This is a genomic window from Flindersiella endophytica (genome assembly GCF_054779015.1).
The window spans coordinates 1070484-1090345 of record NZ_BAAGYY010000009.1 but is presented as its reverse complement, the minus strand read 5'-3'; the positions used below and the strand labels follow the sequence as shown (position 1 = coordinate 1090345).

Below are 19862 nucleotides of genomic sequence, written 5' to 3'. Positions count from 1 at the left end.
CCCCGTTTCGAACGCCGCCGTCGTTCTGCCAGACAGCGTGCCTCGCGGCGGTTGCCGAACGGTTGTCATTCGCTTGCCGGATCAGAACCGGCAGCCCAGCGCGCGTGGCTACTGTTGGTGATTCGGAGGGGGGTGCTGGGATGGAGTTCCGTGTACTGGGCCAACTGAAGGTCCACCGCGAGGGCGAGCCCGTCGCTCTCGGACCGCCGGTCCAGCGTCGCCTGTTGTCCGTACTCCTGTGCCGGGCGGATCGTGCCGTGCCGGCGGGCGAGCTGTGCGACCTGCTCTGGTTCGGCGCTCCCCCACCCGCTGCCCGCAAGACGTTGCAGGTGCACGTGCATCGCCTCCGGCAGGTGCTCGGACCGGAACGAATCCTGCACGAGGCCGCCGGCTACCGCCTCGTGGTGCACGCGGGCGAGCTCGACTCCGTACGTTTCACCGACCTGGTCGGGCAGGCCCACGCCGCCCGGCGGGCGCTTGACCTGGCGGCCGCGCACGGCCTGCTCGAGTCGGCGCTGGAGCTGTGGCGTGGCGAGCCGTACCCCGACGCCGAGGAGGTCGAGCCCGTCGCTGACGAGGTACGCCGGCTCACCGACCAACGCCTGCTCGCACTGGAAGACCTCGCCGGCCTGCGGCTGGACCTGAAGCGGCACTCCGAGGTGCTGCCCGAGCTGCAGCAGCTGGTCCGGGCCAACCCCTATCGCGAACGGCTGCGGGCGCTGCTGCTGCTCGCGCTGTACCGCTGCGGGCGGCGGACCGAGGCGCTGGAGGAGTTCCGGGCGACGCGGTCGTTGCTGCGGAACGAGCTCGGACTCGAGCCCGGCGCCACGTTGCAGCGCCTGCACGAAGCCGTCCTGCGCGGCGACGCGCAGCTGACGGACGTGCTGTCCAGCAGCCTCGACGGTACGTGGGAGCCGGTTCCGGCCCAGGCCGCCGCCACCCAGGCCAGGCAGGCGCCGGCCCAGCCCGGCGTACCCCGGCAGCTGCCGTTCGTCACCGCGGGGTTCACCGGACGGCGGCGCGAACGCAAGGAGCTGGACGAGCTGCTGGGAACCGGCGAGCCTGGCGACCGGCCGGCCGGAATGCCGCTCGCCGTACTCACCGGAACCGCGGGCGTGGGCAAGACGACGCTCGCCGTGCGCTGGTCCCACTCCGTCGCGGACCGATTCCCAGACGGCCAGCTGTATGTGAACCTGCGCGGCTTCGATCCGGCCGGCGAGGTGATGTCGCCGGCCGAGGCCGTCCGCGGATTCCTGGAGGCGTTCGCCATTCCGCCGGACCGGATCCCGGCGAGCATGGAGGGCCAGCTCGCGTTGTACCGGAGCACGCTGGCCGGCAAGCGGGCGCTGGTGCTGCTCGACAACGCGCGCGATGTGGCACATGCGCGTCCGCTGCTCCCCGGCAGCCAAAGCTGCCTGACGTTGGTCACAAGCCGTGACCCGCTGTCCGGCCTGGTGGCCGCCGAGGGCGCGCGCTCGATCGTGCTCGACCTGCTGAGCCCGGAGGACGGCAGGGAGCTGCTGGCCCAGCGGCTCGGGTCGGAACGTACGGGCACCGAGGCACAGGCGGTCGACGAGATCGTGCAGCGGTGCGCCCGGCTGCCGTTGGCGTTGGCGGTGGTCGCCGCCCGGGCCGTCGCGCATCCGTCACACCCGCTCGAGGCGATCGCGCGCGAGCTCGCGCACACCGAGGAGCATCTGTCGGCATTGAGCACCGGCGAGGCGACGACCGACGTACGGTCGGTGTTCTCGTGGTCGTACCGCACGCTGAGCCCGGCCGCAGCCCGGCTGTTCCGGCTGCTCGGCCTGCATCCCGGGCCGGACGCGTCGGCTGCCGCGGCCGCGAGCCTGGCCGCCGTTCCTCCGCGGGTGGCCGGCGAGCTGCTGGCGGAGCTGGCCCGGGCCCGCCTGATCACCGAGCCGGAGCCGGGCCGGTACGCCTTCCACGACCTGCTGCGCGCCTACGCCGCCGAGCTCGCGAATAGCGAGGACACCGACCGCGACACCGCGCTGTACCGGTTGTTCGACCACTACGTGCGTGGCGCGAACCTCGCGTACAAGCTGATCGACCCGAGGGACCTGGAGTTCGAACCGATGCCGCCCCGGGCCGGTGCGGTTCGGCTGGAGATCCCGGACCTGGAACAGGCCCAGGCCTGGTTCGACGCCGAGTGGCCGGTGCTGGCGGCGACAGTCCAGGCCGCCCACGCGGCGGGGTTCGACAGCCACGCCTGGCACCTGGGCCGGCTCGTCGCGCCGTACCTCGACCTGAGCGGGCGCTGGCAGGCCTGGGTCTCGCTGCAGAACACCGCGCTCGAGGCCGCCCGGCGGCTGGGCGACCGGAGCGCGCAGTCGCTCGCACACCGCACGCTCGGGCGGGTGTACTCCCGGATCGGCCGCCGCGAAGAGGCGCTCGACCACCTGTCGGAAGGGCTCGCGGTCAGCACCGAACTCGGCCACGAGACCGACCAGGCGATGATCCACGGCGTCATCTCCGGCATCGTCGAACGCGACGGGCGGCTCGACCTGGCGCTGGAACACGTACTCCAGGCGCTCTCACTGTTCCAGTCGGCGGGTGACCGCTGGGGCGAGGCGTACGCGCTGAACGAAGTGGGCTGGACGTACGCACAACTCGGGGACTACTCCCGGGCGCTGGCCTACTGCGAACGTGCGCTGGAGGCCGATCGCGCTGTCGGCGACAGGGGGTACGAGGCGGCTACCTGGGACAGCCTCGGCTACATCCACCACCAGCTCGAGTCGTACGCCGAGGCGGTCGACTGCTACCGGCGGTCGCTCGAGCTGTACGAGAGCCTGGCCGACCAGTACCACACCGCGCTGACCTCGTCGAACCTCGCGGAGACCCAGCAGGCGACGGGCGACCTCGCGGCCGCGCGCTCGACCTGGACGAACGCGCTGCGCATCCTCGAAAGCCTCGGTCACCGAGACGCCGAGCGAGTCCGGTCCAGGCTTCGCGCACTGGATCAGGCGTGAGGGCTGCTCACGTGTAGCGGAATCCCATCGCGATGCCCTCGTCGACGACACCGCGGTAGAGGCTCTTGGCGTACATCCGCAGGCCGTTGTCGATCGCGGTGATCGAGTCGCCCTTGGCGCCGAGCGGCATGCGGTAGCACCCCTTGGCGCCGGAGTGCTCCCACAGGTTGGCCAGCTGGGGGTGCCGGGACTGGAAGCCCTGATCGGCGGGGAACAGGTCGACCCGGACGAGAGTCCTGGTCGTCGTGATCGCCTGGCCACGGCTGATCTTGGTCGCCGTGGAGATCGCCACGCCGGCGAGCTCGTTCCACGGCACAGCCCAGGGCGCGCCCTTCGGGTCCTCCCAGCGGATGCCGCCGGGTTCGATCAGCAGCTTGCGCGGGCGGGTGATCATCTTGTACTTCGAGAGCACCAGGACGGCGATGCCCAGGAAGAACAGCCCGAGCACGATGACGACGATCCGGCCGCCGATGCCCCCGCTCACGGCGCCGAGGAGCGCGGCGAGGACCGAGACGATGCCGATCACGCCGCAGATCGCCGCGACCGCGATGGACTTGGTGGCCTGGCCCTCCGCGAGGTCGATCATCACCGGCGAGCCGGGCTGCCACTGCATGGGCTGCTGGTACTGCGCGTGCTGCTGTTGCTGGTAAGGCTGTTGCGGCGGCTGCTGTGCGTACGGCTGCTGCGGCTGTGGTTGCTGATGCTGGTGTTGCTGGTGTTGCTGGTACGGCTGCGGAGGTTGCCCGGGCTGTCCGTAGGGCTGCTGCGGCGGGCCGTACGGCTGTTGCTGGTACGGCTGCTGTGGCTGCTGCCCGTACGGCTGATTCGGCTGATTCTGATTCCCCGGCTGCCAGCTCATTGGGCAAATGTATCCAGACGTCCCACCCGTCCGTCCAGGAACGCCTGCTGTGCGGGGTTCGCGGTCAGCTCACGGGCGCGGTGGTCGGCGCTCGCGGCCTCGCCGGGCCGGCCGAGGTCGCGCAGGAACTCCGCGCGAGCCGCGTGGAACGAGGGGTAGCGGTCGAGCTCGGCGGCCAGCGGCTCGAGCGCGGCCAGCGCGGCCTGCGGGCCGTTGATGTAGCGGGCGGCGATCACGCGGTGCAGCCGGTGGACGGGCGTGGGTGCGAGGGCGAGCAGCATGTCGTAGAGCAGGACGATCTGCGGCCAGTCGGTGTCGTCCCAGCGTTCGGCCTCGGCGTGACAGGCGACGATCGCCGCCTGCAGTTGGTACGGGCCGGGCCGCCGGTGCCGCCGGGCCGCCTTGGTGAGCAGCGCGGTCGCGGCGGCGATCGCGTCCCGGTCCCAGCGGGAACGGTCCTGGTCGCGTAACGTCACCAGCTCGTCGTGGCTGCCGAACCGGGCCGCCGACCGGGCGCGGTGCAGACGGATCAACGCCAGCAGGCCGGTGACCTCGGGCTCGTTCGGCATCAGGTCGACCAGCGTCGCGGCCAGCCACTCGGCGTCGGCGGCGAGGTCGGGGCGGTGCACGGTGTCGCCGCTGCTCGAGAGGTAGGCCTCGTTGAACAGGAGGTAGATGACCGACAGCACCTCCGCCAGCCGGGCGGGCAGCTCGTCGGGGGCGGGGACGCGGTAGGGGATGCCGGCGTCGGCGATCTTGCGCTTGGCTCTGGTCAGCCGCTGCGCGACCGTGGACTCCGGAACCAGGAACGCCGCGGCGATCTGGGCGGAGCTCAGCCCGCACACCACCCGCAGCGTGAGCGCGATCTGGGCAGGCCGCGACAGGGCGGGGTGACAGCAGGTGAAGACCAGCCGGAGCCGGTCGTCGGGCTCGGCGGGGACCGGCCAGGCGAGTTCGGCGAGCTTACGGCGGTAGTTGCTCTCGCGGCGGAGCACGTCGAGACCGCGGTTGCGGGCCACCGTGAACAGCCAGGCGTCCGGCTTGTCGGGGATCCCCTCGGCCGGCCAGCGGCGCAGCGCGGTCTCGATCGCGTCCTGGACGAGGTCTTCGGCCGCCGAGAAGTCGCCCAGCAGTGAGACCAGCGACGCCGCGAGCCGGCCCGCGTGTTCGCGTACGACGCGAGCGAGCTCGGCTTGCGGCTCCTGGAGCATCAGTGCGGTGTCTCGACAGGACGGATCTCGACGGTGGGGCAGCCGGGCCAGGTCCGCACCATTGCCAGCGCCTCGTCGAGGTCGGCGACCTCGATCTCGGTGTAGCCGCTGACGATCTCCTTGCCCTCGACGAACGGGCCGTCGCTGACGATCGGCTCGGCGCTACCCGTGACGTCCAGATGGACGGTCGTCGCCGTGTGCGCCGGCTGGAGCTTGTTGCCGCCGCGGATCTTGCCGGCGTTGTCGTCCATCCACTTCCACACCAGTTGGTAGGCCCGCTCTCGTTCGTCCTGGCTCATCGCCTCGAACTGCTTGGCGAACTCCTCGGTCTCGACGAACAGCAGCACGTATTTCATGACATCTCCGCCATCCTGCGCATCGCCTCTTCGGGGTCGACATCTTCCACGTGCGTCGCCACCGTCCACCCATGCCCGAACGGGTCGATCAGGAACGCGTCCCGGTCACCGTAGAACTGATTCTGCGGCTCGCGCTTGAGCGTGGCCCCGAGCTCGACGGCCCTGGCGACGACGGTATCGACATCGTCGACGTAGATGAACAGGAACAGCGGCGAGCCGTCGAGCCCTTCGGCGGGCGGGGCCTTGGTGCCCAGGTAGGGCGACTCGTCCTCGACGATCACCACAGAGTCGCCGATCTCGATCTCGGAGTGGGCGATCGTGCCGCCTGGGCCTTCGAACCGCATGCGCTCCTTGGCCTGGAACACCTCGGCGTAGAACGTCAGCGCCTCGGCGCAGCCACGCACGACCAGTGCCGGCGTGATCCGCCGGTAGTGGCTGGGTATGGGGTTCGGCTTGCTGGACATGTGCGTTCCTCCTGAGCGCGATGCCGGTTGAGTGCGGTATTTCCGCATCCTGGCCCGCTCTCACCACTCTGACGATCGACGGCGGGCGGGATACGACATCGCGCCGGAGTATTTCTCAGCCGGTCTGGGCGCGGATCGGGCCTCCGGCGATGCGGGCGCGGGCGACGTCGAGCGGGGTGCTCGGCTCGATGTATTCGTGCCACCAGTCGGTGCCGGCCTCGGCGAGCGAGGTGACGTAGTCGGCCTCCGCGGCCAGGTCGTCGCGCCGCTGGCGGCCGCCGACCGCGATCACGAACGCGTCGCCGGCAGCGGCGCCGCGGCGGGCCCGGGCGGTGGCTCGAAGCTCGCAGACGTCGGTGGCGGTGAGGTCACGCCACTCGTCGGGCGGGACGCCGTAGAGGCAGGCGCCGTCCCAGCGCAGGGCGCGCTCGCGCGGACCGGACCGGGCGAGGCAGCCGCCCACCCAGATCGGGATGCGCGGACGCTGCACCGGGCGCGGCTCGAGCGTCACCTCGGTCACGTCGACGTGGGCGCCGTGGTGGGTCACCGGCTCGCCGGACCACAGGCCCGCCAGCACCTCCAACGACTCGTCGAGCGCGGCCGCGCGCGTGCGCTGGTCAGTCGGCTCACCCACCGAGCGGAAGTCGGGCGTCGAGGGGTCGCCCGTGCCGACGCCCAGCACCATCCGCCCGCCGGACAGGTGGTCGAGCGTCATCACCTCCGCCGCAACCTTCCACACCCGCCGCCGTGGCAGCGGTGTGACCATCGTGCCGATCGTCACGCGTTCGGTCGCGAGCGCGACGGCCGCCAGCGTGACCCACGGGTCGTACATCGGGCCACCACTGTGAAAGAAGACGTAGTCCTCCAGGAACACGCCGTCCCAGCCGGACTGCTCGGCAAGCGCCGCCAGCTCGGCGATCGACCGCGGCGAGCCCCACGGGCCGGCAGAAGTGATGTCGAGGCCATATCGCATTCGCCTCACCTCCTGCCCGCGACGATAGGGCCGGCCACCGACAGGTCCGGCCGACCAGCATCCGGGACAGGGGACGATCGCCTCTTGCGGCGGCACGGGCACGGAGGAGGATGGCACCGTGACCGGACCAGGACCTCGCCCCACCTCCGAGTACGGCGCTCTCGACCTGCTGACCCCGAGCAGCCCTGTCGAGCGCATTATGAGCACACCGGCGTACTCGATCGAAGTCACCGCGACGATCCGCGAAGCGGCGCACGCACTGGCCGAGGCCAGGGTCGGCGCGCTCGTCGTCGTCGAGCACGGCATGCCGGCCGGCATGGTTTCCGAACGAGATGTCGTACAGCTGCTGGCCGACAAGTTCGACCCCGACCGCTGCCAGGTCGCCGACATCCTCAACGAGCACATCGTGTGGGCTCACCCCGACGACAGCATCACCCACGTGGCGGGACTGATGCGGCTGGCGGGAATCCGGCACGTGCCGGTACGCAACGAGTTCGGCCTGCTCGGAATGGTTTCCATCTGCGACGTACTCGACGCTCTTCTGCCAGGGGCCAAGGCCGCCTGCTGAGCCGCGTTTCTTCCTAGCGGCTCAGATAGCTCGACCCGAACATCCAGCTGGGCCGGCCACGCGGTGACACCGCCTGCGCCGGCTCCGGTACGACCGCGACCGAGCTCTGCGCGCCGTACAGCACCTGCTGACTCGTGCGCCCTGAACCACTCGGCAGTTCCGCGTCTGTGGCGGGCGCGCCGACGACGACCAGGCTGGCCGTGCCCGAACGTCCGATCAGCCCCGCGACCGGATCGCCTGGCAGTACGTGGACCGCGAGGTCGACAGACGGGTACGCGCCACCGAGCGTGCGCGCCGCCTCCACGAGCTCGCGCTCGACGGCCGACCCGCCGCCGGTCAGGTCGAAGTGCACGACCGAGAGCCGCCGGCCGCGCTCGTGTGCCTCCGCGAACGCGAACCGCAGCATGCCGTCGGGCGCGGCGAGGTCCTTCACGCCGACGACCACCGGCCGATTCTCCAGACCTTCGCGCACGGTCATGACCGGGCAGTTCGCCCTGCCCACCAGGCCCGCGCTCACCGACTCCAGGTGCACGGCGTACGTCTCCGCCCGCCGCCTCGACCCGACGACCACCAGCATCGCCCGCGCCGACTCACCGGCGAGCACCTCCACCGCGTCGCCGAGGACCAACGCCCCGGTCGCGGAGCTCGCCCCGACCCGTTGGTGCGCGATGCCGACGGCCGCGTCGAGGATCTCCTGCTCGGCTCGAACGCCGCCACCCGCGCGCGGCCGGTCCTTGTCGTAGACGTGGACGATCCGGATCTCGCAGTGCCGTGCCAGCGCCTCCTGGATCGCCCAGTGCAGAGCGATCCAGGCTTCCACGGTGTCGTCGATTCCGACGACTATGCGACCTTCCACCTCATCCTCCGCACCCTCGGTGCTGGCCGAAGCGGTAGCTCGGCCAGCACCGACGCTTTTCAGAACTCGACGTAGGCGCCCCGGCTCCGAGTGATCGTCACCACGCGGTGCTCGTGGTTCGCGGACCGGTCTCCTTACACACTCGGCCTCCAACCACCTGTACGTGGAGCGACAGAAGGCCTCAGTCACCGGTGCCGCCAGACCTGTTTGGCTCCGGGAAAGGCTGCTGCGCTGTGTCAGGGAACGCGCAGGAGGCGGAAGGCCGTCGTCCGGCGGAGGGTGAAGCCCAGCGACTCGTAGAGGCGGATGGCTTTGGTGTTGCTCGCCGCCGCGTGGAGGAAGGGGGTTTCGCCGCGGGCGCGGATGCCGGCGGCGACCGCGCGGATCAGGCGGGCGGCCAGGCCCTGGCCGCGGTAGGCCGGATCGGTGCAGACGGCGCTGATCTCCGTCCAGCCCGGTGGGTGCATGCGCTCGCCGGCCATCGCGATCAGGGAGCCGTCGCGGCGGATCCCGAGGTAGGTTCCCAGCTCGATCGTCCGCTTGCGGAACGGTCCGGGCTCGGTCCGGGCCACCAGGTCGAGGACCTCCGGAACGTCCTTCAGCCCGAGCGGCACCGCCTCGGGATCCGGTTCGCCGAAGAGGTTGTCGCCGACCAGCTGTACGCCGTCGAGGTGGCGCACGACCTCCCAGCCTTCCGGTGGGACGGCCAACGGCCCGTTCAGCGTCAGCTCGGCGCCCCGCCCCGCCAGCTTCGCGAGGTCGGCCCAGGCCGACGCGTCCGGGTCGGGAGGCATGGCGTGGAACGGCGCGACCTCCGGGTCGTAGCGCGCCGCCTGCCCGTACGTCTCGGCGAACCGCCGATGCTCGCCGGCAAGCGAAGCCCACGCCGCACCGTCCAGTGGATGACGACCCACCTGAGCAACCTCCCGCCAAAACAAAAACAAAGCCCTCAACCGCAACCCTGCCGTCTGTTCCGTCATTCCGGCCCGGTAGAACCTGTGGGCATGGCGTCCGACCGTGAACAGCTGAGGCAGCTCACCTCCGACGTGAGGATCCCGCCGGAGGCCGAGCGGGAGCTGGCCGCCATGCCGGCGGATGCCCTCTGCGACCTCGTCCTCGACCGGGACGAGCCGTGGTGGCGCCGCCGCCTTTGTGTACGGGCGCTGGCGGGCCGGGTGCCGGCCGGCCGCGCCGGCGACCTCCTCGCCTGCGTCCAGGACGCCAAGGTCACGACCGAGGTCCGGATCGAGCTGCTCGACGTGCTCTCCACCGAGGACAGCCCGCACGCCGACGCCCTGCTCGGCTGGCTCCGCGCCAAGGAGGGCGTCCCGCAGCCGTACCGCTTCGAGCCGGCTCTGCTGCACGCCCGCGCCCAGCTCGGCGACCTCACCGTCGCGGCAGCCGTCGTCGAACTGGAGGGAGACGCCTGGCCGCACATCCGCCGGACCGGCACGTCCGCCGTCGACACGTTGATCGAGGTCTGCGGCATGGAAGCGGTGCTCAGCGAACTGGGCGTCGCATCGACAAGAGCGCTCGTCACCCACGGCCGAACCGCCGCCGCCCGGGTCACAGGGATCCGCCTGTGCTGGGAGAACCGCGAAGACTTCACCGCCGCACTCGCCGACGACTCCTTCGCCGTCGCCCGGGCCGCCTACGACCTGCTCGCCACCTACGAGCCCGACGAGGAGAACTCGCGCGAGCACGAGCTGCACGCCATGGTCGAGCAGCGCCTGCCCGGCCACCAGTGGGCGCTGGCCATCCTCGCCCGCCGCGGCCACGACATCGAGCCGCAGTGGGAGGCGCTCGGCAGGCCACGGGTCGAGCTGCCCGGCGTCCCGGCAGACGTACGCGAGGCGATCCTCCGGGAGTACGCACCGGGCCAGCGCGACACCGATCCGCGCTGGCTGCTCGAGGCCGCCTGCCTGCCGCCCAGGCCGGAACCCGGCGAGGCCGAGCTGCTCCGCCAGGCGAAGGACGCCCTCGACCAGGCCGGCCTGGCTCCGGAGACCCCTGTGTCCGCAGGCGACCTGCACCAGCAGGGCGACGGCACGTACTACATGATCGGCACGCTCGCCGGCACCGTCGTGGTCAGCACGCTCGGGCGGTTCTTCCGCGAAAGTCTCGCCGAGGACGGCGCCGATGCCCGGGCCCTGGATGCCTTGCGCGCCAACGGATTCCGGTACATCGACGCCGATCTCGCTGACGTCCGCTTCGAAGGACTGCCGGTCTACCACTTCGGAGCCAGGCAGCCGTTGAGCGTCTCGGACCTGTTGTTCTACTGGCAGGACTGACCCCTACTGCAGGATCTTGGTCCGGTCGATCCGCGGTGGCCGGTCGGGCAGTGCGTACATCTCCTCGAGCGCGCCCCGCGCCTCTTCGGAGTCGGCGACGGCGGCGTCCCACAGCACGTCGTCGCCGTCGACGGTGATCTCGAACGCGAAGAACGGGCAGCACGCCCGCTCCCGGGCGGCCAGGTCGCGTACCCACTCCTCCACGCCAGGCTTGGCGTGCAGCCGGAAGCGGATCCCTTGCGACGTACGCTCCCGGCCGGCCAGCGCGTGCTCGAACAGCCGGCCGTACTCCGCGATGCGTTCCTCGGGTGTCTCGGTCGTGCCGCGCAGATCGCAGACGACCGGTGTGTCAGCTGGTGGTGTCTCCATGTCAGCGAGCGTAGAGTCTGGAGTCAGGTCCAGAGTCAAGACTGTTGGAGCAGAAACATGAAGATCGGCGAAGTCGCCAAGGCCGCCGGCGTCAGCGTCGACACGGTGCGCTTCTACGAACGTCGCGGCGTGCTGCCGGCCGCCGACCGCAAGCCGTCGGGCTACCGCACGTTCGCAGCATCGACCGTCGAGCGGATTCAGCTGGCCAAGTCCCTGCAGGAGCTGGGCTTCACCCTCGACGAGGTGATCGAGGCGCTGCGCTCCCACGACGCGGGCGGCGCGACCTGCGAGAGCGAACGCTGGCGGCTGGAAGCCGTTCTCGACCGGATCGACGCCAGGATCGCCGACCTGCACCGGGTCCGGCGTACGACCAAGGACGCTCTCGCCGACTGCGAAGCGGGCCGCTGCCGGCTGGTCCCGGAAGCCTGACAGCGAACCCGGCAAGGGATTGCCGGGGTGGGCTCCGCCACGCAGGATCATGGTGTTCAATAGCTCTCCATGACTGACTGGGCACCGAGAGTAGTTGTAGGCGTGATCGGCATCATCGTCGGCGCGGCCGCGGTAAGCGGTATCTCGATGGCGACCGCGAGCCAGAGCAGCAGTTTCAACGGCAGCGACAAGAAGCTCGCCGCCCCTGCCAAGCTCGGCGACTACGTCAAGTTCGCCGATGCGAAGTTCAACGAGGACGCCGACTCGAAGGCCGCGGTCGAGCGGACCGCGACGTGGAGCGGGCGGAGCGCCGACCGCCTGTCGGAGTCGTACGACGGTGCGGCTTCGCTCGTCCAGGTCTACTCCGACGACAAGCACGACTCCACGTTCAGCGTGCAGATGGTGCGCGCGAGCGCGCCGTACCCGATCTACGTTCCGTACACCGACCCGAAGGCGCTCGGCATCGTCAAGCCGCAGCGCGAGGAGAAGCGCTTCGGCGACGTCAGCTGCGAGCTCTACAACCAGCTGACGCCCGCCGGCAAGCAGCCTGCCAAGAACAGCACGGCGACCACGCTCTGCCGGCGCACGGAGTCCGGGCTCACCGTCGAGATCACCAACGTGACCGGCGACCTCGGCCACCGGCCGGAGCAGGTCGCGAAGCTGGTCGACGAGGCCTGGTCGTCGGTTTCCTGACCCCGATCGACCATCTGACGCTCTGACCGGTTCAGGCCTGTCCGAAACGGGTCGAGTACGGGCATCACGAGCCGACATCGGAGACGCTGTCTGGAGGCTCTGACATCCAGACAGCGTCTCCGAGGGACTCGACGGAGGACAATTGCCCACCGGAATCGGCGTTCTCGGCTGCGGAAACGTCAGCCGCATGTACCTGCCCGTACTCACCGACATGACCGAGCTCGAGGTCGTCGCGGTCGCCGACATTGACGCCGAACGCGCCCGCGAGATCGCGAAGACCTACGGCATCGCCAAGGCGCTCACGCCCGACGAGCTGCTCGCCGACGCCGACGTCGAGGTGGTCGTCAACCTGACCTCGATCGTGGCGCATGTCGAGACGACGAAGGCGGCGCTGGCCGCGGGCAAGCACGTCTACTCCGAGAAACCGCTGGCCACCAGCGTCGAGGACGCGAAGGCGCTGGTCGAGGAGGCCGCCCGGCGCGGCCTGGCGCTCGGCTGCGCGCCCGACACCATGCTGGGTTCCGGCTTCCAGGTCGCCCGCGACGCGTTGCTGGCCGGCCAGATCGGACGCCCGCTGGCCGCGACCGCGAGCATGCTGCGCGCCGAGCTCACCAAACCGAGCTTCTACACCAAGGCGGCGACGCCGATCTTCGACATGGCGCCGTACTACGTCACCGCGCTCGTCGACATCTTCGGCCCGGCGACGCGCGTGTCCGGCGCGACCAGGACCTGGCCGGGCGACACGCCGCCAGCGCAGACCGAGGCCGGCGCGTCGATCGCCGTCGCCGGGACGATCGAGTTCGCGAACGGCGGACTCGCCACGCTCGTGATGGCCTGGGGCACCGTGCCGACCGGCGAGGTGCCCGCGCTGAACGTGCTCGGCACCGAAGGCGAGCTGCAGTTCCCCAATCCCAACAACTTCGGCGATGCGGCGCTGGTCAACCGGCACGGCCAGAACTTCTGGGAACAGCTGCCCGGCAGCGAGCAGCCCGCGAACATCCGGCGGAACCTCCGCGGCATCGGCGTCGGCGAGATGGTGTCGGCGATCCGGGACGGCCGGCAGCCCCGGGCCAGCGGTGAGATCGCCTGCCACGTCGTCGAGGTGATCGCCGCGTTCGTCGAGTCGGCGCGTACGGGCGAACGGATCGAGCTGACCACGACCTGCCGGCCGGCGGCGCCGTTCTCCGAGAGCGAGCGCGCGGCCATGGTCGCCGTCCAGGCAAGTCAGAACGAGGAAAGCTGACGAGGAGAGCTGATGCAGACCAGGATCGGATGCGGGCAGATCACCTGGCGGGGCGTCCCGGCCGACGACGTGCTGGCCGACATCGCGAAGGCCGGGTACGAAGGCGCGCCGCACGGCGGCAAGGGGACCGCTGACGAAATCCGCGCGGGGCTTGCCGAGCACGGCCTGCAGCCGGCGCCCGGCTACTTCGGCGGCGACTTCTGGGACGCGAGCAAGTACGACGAGTACGTCCAGGCCGCCGGGCGCTATGCCGCCGTGGCCCACCAGCTGGGCGTCACGGAGCTGTACGTCTCGGCCGGCGGCTTCAACACCACGACGAGGGCCGGCCGGACCCGGCGCGACGTCGCCGCGCGCGCGACGCCGGAGGACGCTCTCAGCGACGCGGAGTTCTCGCAGCTGGTGCGGTGCGTCGAGGGCGTCGCGCGGGCGACTCTCGCAGAAGGCGTGAAGTCCTGCTACCACAACCACGTCGGCACGTTCGTCGAGACCGAGGACGAGATCGAGCGGCTGCTGGCCGCCATCGATCCCGAAGTACTGTTCCTCGGCCCGGACACCGGGCACCTGGCGTGGGCGGGCGTCGACGTCGTGGAGTTCGCCCGGCGGCACGGCACGCGGATCAAGACGCTGCACCTGAAGGACATCGTGGCGTCCGTACGCGAGGCGGGCGTCGCCGCGGGCTGGGACTACTCCACGTTCGAGGCGAACGCGGTGTGGACCGAGCTCGGGCAGGGCGCGGTCGACTTCCCCGGCCTGCTGGACGTGCTCGACGGCAACGGCTTCAACGGCTGGCTGATCGTCGAGACCGACGTCACACAGCTGCCGACGCCGCTGGAGAGCGCGGTGGTGAGCCGGCAGTACCTGCGCTCGCTCGGGCACTGAGGCTGGGCGCGCAACGGGTCGTCGGCGCAGGACCAGCCCGGCGGCTCGGTGTGGTCGAGCTCAGGTGGGCCACACGCCGTCAACGTCGGGTTGGCCGATCTCGCCAAAGCGCCGACCTGAGCCGCCCGTACGCACCGGGACGCCGTTAGGTTGAACCGGATGAGCGAACAAGCCCTGCTCGACGCGACGACGGTCGGCGACTACCTCGTGCGGCGCGGCGTACTCCGCACCGCACCGGACCATGCCGTCGAGCTGGCCGGCGGTGTCTCCAACGTCGTGCTGCTCGCCGAGGCCGGTGACACCCGCGTCGTGGTGAAGCAGGCGTTGCCCAAGCTGCGGGTGGCCGACGACTGGTACGCCGATCCGGTGCGCGCGCTGAACGAGGCGAAGGCGCTGCGCCTGCTCGGCGAGCTGACACCCGGCGCCGTACCCCGCGTGCTGGACGAGGATCCGGAGCGGTTCGCGCTGACCATCGAGGCCGCACCACCTGAGTGGGTGACGTGGAAGCAGCGGCTGATGGCGGGCGAGGTGCATCCGGAGACGGCGGCCTGGCTCGGCGGGCTGCTGACCCGGTGGCACACGGGCACGACGGACCTGGAGCTGCCCGAGAGCCTGAACACCACGACGCCGTTCCACCAGCTTCGGGTCGCGCCCTATCTCGACGTCTCCGCGGCCCGGCGGCCGGCGCTGGCACCGGAGATCGCACGGCACCGGGCCGACCTGCTGGAGCGGCGGACCTGCCTGGCGCTCGGCGACTTCTCGCCGAAGAACGTCCTGACCGGGCCGGAACGTAAGGGCTGGGTGATCGACCACGAGGTCGCTCATCGCGGTGACCCGGCGTTCGACGTCGGCTTCCTGCTCACGCACCTGCTGCTGAAGTCGATCCACCTGCCGGCGCACGCCGAGCGGTTGCGGGAGTGCGTCGACGCGTTCCTCTCGGCCTACGGTGCGGACGGTCCGGGCGCCGCCGACGCCGAGCACCTGTGGGGCGTGGTCGGCTGCTTGCTGCTGGCCCGCGTGGTGGGCAGCTCGCCGGCGGAGTACCTCCGCCCCGACGAGACCGTACGCGTCGAGGCCGGCGCGAGCTGGATCCTGCGGCACCGGCCGGACTCCGTTACTCCGGTGTGGAAGGCGATGGGCGCATGACCGTGCACTCTGTGATCACCGGCGTCGACGCCTGGGAAGTGCTCGACAGCCGAGGCCGGCCGACGGTGGCGTGCTCGGTCCGGCTGCGAGACGGCGCGGCCGGCTCGGCCGCGGTGCCGTCCGGCGCGTCGACCGGCGGACACGAGGCGCACGAGGCCCGCGACGGGGACCCCGCGCGATACGACGGGCGTGGGGTACGCGGCGCGGTCGCGCGAGTGCGCGGCGAGATCCGGTCGGCGATCGTCGGGCTGGACGCTCGCGACCAGGCCGGGCTCGATGGGGCGCTTCGTACCCTCGACGGTACGGCGAACCTGTCCCGGCTCGGAGCGAACGCGGTGCTGGCGGTCTCGGTCGCGACGGCGCTCGCCGCGGCGGACAGCGAGCGGATGCCGTTGTGGCGCTACGCGGCGGCCGGTGCCGATCCCCTGCTGCCGATGCCGATGGTCAACATCATCTCCGGCGGCGCCCACGCGGGCGGGCTGATCGACGTGCAGGACCTGCTGGTCGTCCCGCTCGGTGCCCGGAGTTTCGCCGAAGCGCTGGAGTGGTCGGTTCGCGTCCGCGCCGCCACCGCCGAGGTCGCCGCCGAGGCCGGGCTGCCGGCCGCGCTCGTCGCCGACGAGGGCGGCATCGCGGGGACGTTCGGCAGCAACCGCGCGGCGTTGGAGTGCCTGGCCCGCGGGATCGAGCGTTCCGGGCTGGCGCTCGGCTCCCAGGCCGGGATCGCGATCGACGTGGCGGCCAACCAGCTGCTGCGGCCCGGCGGGACGTACCGGCTGGCCGTCGAGGACCGGGTGCTGTCGGCCGAGGAGCTCGTCGCCGAGCTGGCGGGATGGTGCGCCGACTTCCCGATCGTCAGCATCGAGGACCTGCTCGGCGAGGACGACTGGGCCGGCTGGACCTCGGCGACCGGCGCGCTCTCCGGACGTCAGTTGCTGGGCGACGACCTGTTCGCCACCAACCTCGCGCGGCTGGAACGGGGCATCTCGCTGGGCGTGGCCAACGCGGTCCTGGTGAAACCGAACCAGACCGGGACGCTCACGTCCGCGCGCAACGTCGTGGGCCGGGCGTCGGCCGCCGGCTACGCGACCGTGCTGTCGGCTCGTTCCGGCGAGACCGAGGACAGCTGGCTCGCCGACCTGGCAGTCGGCTGGCGTACCGGCCAGCTCAAGGTCGGCTCCACCACCCGGTCCGAACGCACGGCGAAGTGGAACCGCCTCCTGCGCATCGAGCACGAGCTCGGCGCGGGGGGAGAGTTCGCCGGAGCCCAGGTGCTGGCAACCTAGCTCCGGCCTCGACGGGTTCGTGCCGGTATTGGGCGGTCTGCACCCCCAGCATCAGAAGCCCAACCAGCGCTGGCGAATCTTCAACCAATCCATCCGATCCCCTCGCACGAACAAGAGGATGACTGTCGCCCCAAACGCAAGGCGGCGAAGGAACCATCCTCCGAGGGGGATACAACAATGTCGCGAAAACCGCGATTCAAGCTGGCTGTGCTGTTCGCCGCCGTATCGGCTGTCGCACTGGGCGGGCTGGTGTCGTCCGGGCTCGGACCGTCTCGAGTCGAGGCGTCCAGCCACCGGGAAGCGCCGTTGATCTCCGGCCTGCCGCAGTACGACACCACCGATGTCTACGCGTTCGTCAGCCCGGACAAGCCCGACACCACAACGCTGATCGCCAGCTGGCTTCCGTTCGAGGATCCAGCCGGTGGCCCCAACTTCTACAAGTTCGCCACTGACGCGCGTTACGACGTCAACATCGACAACGACGGTGACTCGATCGGTGACATCACCTACGAGTGGACGTTCAAGGACTCCTACCAGAACAGGAAGACCTTCCTCTACAACACGGGTCCGGTGAACTCGCTGACCGACCCGAACCTCAACTTCCGCCAGACCTACGACCTGGTCCTGATCGAGTGGGACAAGGGCAAGCGGACGACGCTGCTCGACGACGCGCCGGTCGCGCCGTCGAACGTCGGCCAGGCCTCGATGCCCAACTACGAGACGCTGTTCAACCAGGCGACCCTCACCAAGGGCAAGCTGAAGTCGTACGCCGGCCAGTCCGACGACGCGTTCTTCCTCGACCTGCGGGTGTTCGACCTGCTCTACGGCGGAAACCTGTCCGAGGTCGGCAACGACACGCTGAAGGGCTACAACGTCCAGTCCGTCGCGCTGCAGGTTCCGACGAAGAACCTGACGAGCGGCGGCGACCCCGTGATCGGCGTCTGCTCGACCACGGCCAAGCGGGACAGCGACGACAACTACCAATGGGTTTCGCGCCTGTGCAACCCGCTGGTCAACGAGGTCGTCATTCCCCTGAAGGACAAGGACAAGTTCAACCGCACCCGGCCGCGGGACGACGGTCAGTTCCTGAAGTACGTCACGAACCCGGAGCTGCCGACGCTGATCGAGGCGATCTACAAGATCAAGGCGCCGAAGACGCCGCGCAACGACCTCGTTCAGGTGTTCCTCACCGGCGTACCCGGCCTGAACCAGCCGAAGAACGTCAAGCCGTCTGAGATGTTGCGGCTGAACACGTCGATTCCGCCGACGGCTCAGCCCAAGCGGCTCGGCGTTCTGGACGGCGACAAGGCCGGATTCCCCAACGGGCGCAGGCTCACCGACGACGTGGTCGACATCGAGCTGCAGGCCGTGGAGGGCGAGCTGGTCGGAAGCCCGAACGACCTCGGTGACGCGGTGAACGCCAACGACGTTCCGTTCCGGAACACGTTCCCGTACCTCGCCCTGCCGGCCTCGGGCTCCGCGGTACGCGGCAGCCTCGGCCAGTCCAACGGCAAGCAGAACCAGCCGGGGAACCAGCAGGGTCAGCAGGGTCAGCAGAACCAGGGTCAGGACCAGGGACAGCAGGACCAGGGCCAGAACAACGATCAGGGTCAGCCGAACGACCAGGGTCAGCAAGGCGATGACCAGCAGGCCCCCAACCAGCTGGAGGGTGGCGACAACAACGGCGCCCCCGGCGGCGGTGGCAGCCAGCAAGGCTGGTGGACGGTCGCCATGACGAAGATGAACTCGCCCGTCGGCTGGATCGGTGGCGGAGCCCTGATCCTCGGTGGTGCCGCACTGGTGCTCGTCACCTTGTGGATCCGCCGCAACCGTAACCGCGACAGGTTCTTCAAGACGACCTGACGCCACAGGTGATCAGGCCCCGGTTGCCCGGCGGACCACCAGCCGCCGGGCAACCGGACCTTCTGGGAGGGGAGATCATGCGACGCCTACTGCTCATCGGTGGACTGGCTCTGGTGCTCATCGCGGTGGCAACGATCGCGTTCGGCGGCCCGAAGTCCGCTCCACAGCCACAATCGCCCACTATCGCAGCGGGTTCGGATCTCGAACGACTGTCCAACGACACGCTCGCGGCCGGAATCGCAAGCCTGCAAGCGCACCTGCGCAACCAGCCCAAGGACAGCTCGGGCTGGGCGACGCTCGGGCTCGCCTACGTCGAGCAGGCCCGGCTGACCGGCGATGCGAACTACTACCCGAAGGCGGAGTCAGCCTTGCGCGAGTCGCTCGAGGTCGGGCCGGCCGACAACGACGCGGCCTACGCCGGACTCGGCGCGCTGGCCGCGGCCCGGCACGACTTCGACGCCGCGCTCGCCAACGCCGACAAGGCGCTGGCCATCAACGCGTACGGCGCCCGTGCGCTGGCCGTGCGAACCGACGCGCTCACCGAGCTCGGCAGCTACGACGAAGCGCTCGCCGCCGGCAAGCAGGCCGACACCCGGCAGCCCGGCCTGCCGACGTTCACGCGGCTGTCCTACCAGTACGAGCTTCGCGGCAACCCCACCAAGGCCCGCAAGCTGCTGCGACGCGCGCTCGAGAACGCCTTCTCCACCAGCGACCAGGCTTTCCTGCACTTCCAGCTCGGCGAGCTGGCCCGCACCAACGGCGACTACCGCACGGCCGCGAGTGAGTACGACCTCGCCCTGCGTGCCGATCCGGCGTCGGTGCCCGCGCTGGCCGGACGGGCCCGGATCCGGGTGATCCGCGGTGACGTCGACGCGGCGACCCGCGACTACACCAGGGTGGTCGACCTGCGGCCGGAGCCGCAGTATCTCGTCGAGCTCGGCGACCTCTACGCCTCGCGCGGTCAACGGGACCAGGCCGCCGCGCAGTACGCCATCGTCGACACCTGGCGCGAGCTGGCGAAGGCCGGCGGCGTGCGTACCGACCTCGAGACCGCGTTGTTCGAGGCCGATCACGGCTCTGCCGGGCAGGCCGTACGCGAGGCGCGGCAGGAGTGGAAGCGCCGCAAGAGCATCCACGTCGCGGATGCGCTGGCCTGGTCGCTGCACATGGCCGGCCGCGACCGGGAGGCGATCACGTACGCCGGGCAGGCCGCGCGTACCGGCTATCGCAGCGCGACGTTCGCGTACCACCACGGCATGATCGCGAAGGCGCTCGGCCAGAACACCAAGGCGAGGCAGCTGCTCTCGCGGGCACTTGCGATCGACCCCCATTTCTCGCCGCTGCACGCGCCACGAGCGCGGGCCGCGCTGGCCGAGCTCACGAAGTAAG

The 19862-nt window shown here is 70.5% G+C and carries 19 protein-coding genes; 11 read left to right on the top strand and 8 right to left on the bottom strand.

Annotation, left to right across the window (positions count from 1 at the left end; translation table 11 throughout):
- Positions 1-140 precede the first annotated feature (140 nt).
- Positions 141-2987 (top strand): AfsR/SARP family transcriptional regulator, encoded by a 2847-nt coding sequence (locus tag ACYVF6_RS10280; RefSeq protein ID WP_460519163.1) that lies wholly within the window; start codon positions 141-143, stop codon positions 2985-2987.
- 7 nt (positions 2988-2994) lie between these two features.
- On the opposite strand, the gene ACYVF6_RS10275 is transcribed toward ACYVF6_RS10280, so the two are convergent.
- The 5 genes from ACYVF6_RS10275 to ACYVF6_RS10255 all read right to left on the bottom strand — a co-directional run bounded on the left by ACYVF6_RS10275 (position 2995) and on the right by ACYVF6_RS10255 (position 6850).
- A complete protein-coding gene (locus ACYVF6_RS10275) occupies positions 2995-3846 on the bottom strand; it encodes a hypothetical protein (RefSeq protein ID WP_460519160.1) in 852 nt (283 codons plus the stop codon).
- A complete protein-coding gene (locus ACYVF6_RS10270) occupies positions 3843-5057 on the bottom strand; it encodes an RNA polymerase sigma factor (RefSeq protein WP_460519157.1) in 1215 nt (404 codons plus the stop codon). Before ACYVF6_RS10270 ends, ACYVF6_RS10275 begins: the two co-directional genes overlap by 4 nt.
- Complete coding sequence (locus ACYVF6_RS10265; protein WP_460519154.1) at positions 5057-5413, bottom strand: YciI family protein; 357 nt, start codon at positions 5411-5413, stop codon at positions 5057-5059. Before ACYVF6_RS10265 ends, ACYVF6_RS10270 begins: the two co-directional genes overlap by 1 nt.
- The gene (locus ACYVF6_RS10260) at positions 5410-5877 is read right to left on the bottom strand and encodes a VOC family protein (protein WP_460519151.1); all 468 of its coding nucleotides are present in this window, start codon (positions 5875-5877) and stop codon (positions 5410-5412) included. The genes ACYVF6_RS10265 and ACYVF6_RS10260 overlap by 4 nt, the downstream gene beginning before the upstream one ends.
- A gap of 115 nt (positions 5878-5992) precedes the next feature.
- Complete coding sequence (locus ACYVF6_RS10255; protein ID WP_460519149.1) at positions 5993-6850, bottom strand: LLM class flavin-dependent oxidoreductase; 858 nt, start codon at positions 6848-6850, stop codon at positions 5993-5995.
- A 118-nt stretch (positions 6851-6968) separates the two neighbouring features.
- Here ACYVF6_RS10255 and ACYVF6_RS10250 point away from each other — a divergent pair, with 118 nt between their 5' ends.
- Complete coding sequence (locus tag ACYVF6_RS10250; protein ID WP_460519146.1) at positions 6969-7418, top strand: CBS domain-containing protein; 450 nt, start codon at positions 6969-6971, stop codon at positions 7416-7418.
- A gap of 13 nt (positions 7419-7431) precedes the next feature.
- Here the strand turns inward: ACYVF6_RS10250 and ACYVF6_RS10245 are convergent, their stop codons facing one another.
- The gene (locus ACYVF6_RS10245; RefSeq protein ID WP_460519143.1) at positions 7432-8274 is read right to left on the bottom strand and encodes a universal stress protein; all 843 of its coding nucleotides are present in this window, start codon (positions 8272-8274) and stop codon (positions 7432-7434) included.
- A 236-nt stretch (positions 8275-8510) separates the two neighbouring features.
- Positions 8511-9188: a GNAT family N-acetyltransferase gene (locus ACYVF6_RS10240; RefSeq protein WP_460519140.1), complete on the bottom strand. Its 678-nt coding sequence runs from the start codon at positions 9186-9188 to the stop codon at positions 8511-8513.
- Between the two features lie 90 nt (positions 9189-9278).
- Between ACYVF6_RS10240 and ACYVF6_RS10235 the strand changes: the two genes are divergently transcribed.
- Entirely contained in the window at positions 9279-10565 is a 1287-nt protein-coding gene (locus ACYVF6_RS10235; protein ID WP_460519138.1) for a hypothetical protein, read from the top strand.
- Between the two features lie 3 nt (positions 10566-10568).
- On the opposite strand, the gene ACYVF6_RS10230 is transcribed toward ACYVF6_RS10235, so the two are convergent.
- The gene (locus tag ACYVF6_RS10230; RefSeq protein ID WP_460519136.1) at positions 10569-10934 is read right to left on the bottom strand and encodes a hypothetical protein; all 366 of its coding nucleotides are present in this window, start codon (positions 10932-10934) and stop codon (positions 10569-10571) included.
- Positions 10935-10991: 57 nt separating this feature from the next.
- Here ACYVF6_RS10230 and ACYVF6_RS10225 point away from each other — a divergent pair, with 57 nt between their 5' ends.
- The 8 genes from ACYVF6_RS10225 (at position 10992) to ACYVF6_RS10190 (ending at position 19861) form a co-directional block, all read left to right on the top strand.
- The gene (locus ACYVF6_RS10225) at positions 10992-11363 is read left to right on the top strand and encodes a MerR family transcriptional regulator (RefSeq protein ID WP_460519133.1); all 372 of its coding nucleotides are present in this window, start codon (positions 10992-10994) and stop codon (positions 11361-11363) included.
- A 69-nt stretch (positions 11364-11432) separates the two neighbouring features.
- Positions 11433-12056, top strand: coding sequence for a hypothetical protein (locus ACYVF6_RS10220; protein ID WP_460519131.1), 624 nt, complete (start codon positions 11433-11435; stop codon positions 12054-12056).
- 142 nt (positions 12057-12198) lie between these two features.
- Complete coding sequence (locus ACYVF6_RS10215) at positions 12199-13299, top strand: Gfo/Idh/MocA family protein (RefSeq protein ID WP_460519128.1); 1101 nt, start codon at positions 12199-12201, stop codon at positions 13297-13299.
- Positions 13300-13311: 12 nt separating this feature from the next.
- The gene (locus ACYVF6_RS10210; protein WP_460519125.1) at positions 13312-14178 is read left to right on the top strand and encodes a sugar phosphate isomerase/epimerase family protein; all 867 of its coding nucleotides are present in this window, start codon (positions 13312-13314) and stop codon (positions 14176-14178) included.
- A 159-nt stretch (positions 14179-14337) separates the two neighbouring features.
- Positions 14338-15324, top strand: a complete 987-nt coding sequence (locus ACYVF6_RS10205) for a phosphotransferase (protein WP_460519122.1) — start codon at positions 14338-14340, stop codon at positions 15322-15324.
- Entirely contained in the window at positions 15321-16610 is a 1290-nt protein-coding gene (gene eno / locus ACYVF6_RS10200) for a phosphopyruvate hydratase (protein ID WP_460519119.1), read from the top strand. The genes ACYVF6_RS10205 and eno overlap by 4 nt, the downstream gene beginning before the upstream one ends.
- A gap of 177 nt (positions 16611-16787) precedes the next feature.
- Positions 16788-18473, top strand: a complete 1686-nt coding sequence (locus ACYVF6_RS10195) for a DUF4331 domain-containing protein (RefSeq protein ID WP_460519117.1) — start codon at positions 16788-16790, stop codon at positions 18471-18473.
- Between the two features lie 77 nt (positions 18474-18550).
- The gene (locus ACYVF6_RS10190; RefSeq protein ID WP_460519115.1) at positions 18551-19861 is read left to right on the top strand and encodes a tetratricopeptide repeat protein; all 1311 of its coding nucleotides are present in this window, start codon (positions 18551-18553) and stop codon (positions 19859-19861) included.
- Position 19862 lies beyond the last annotated feature (1 nt).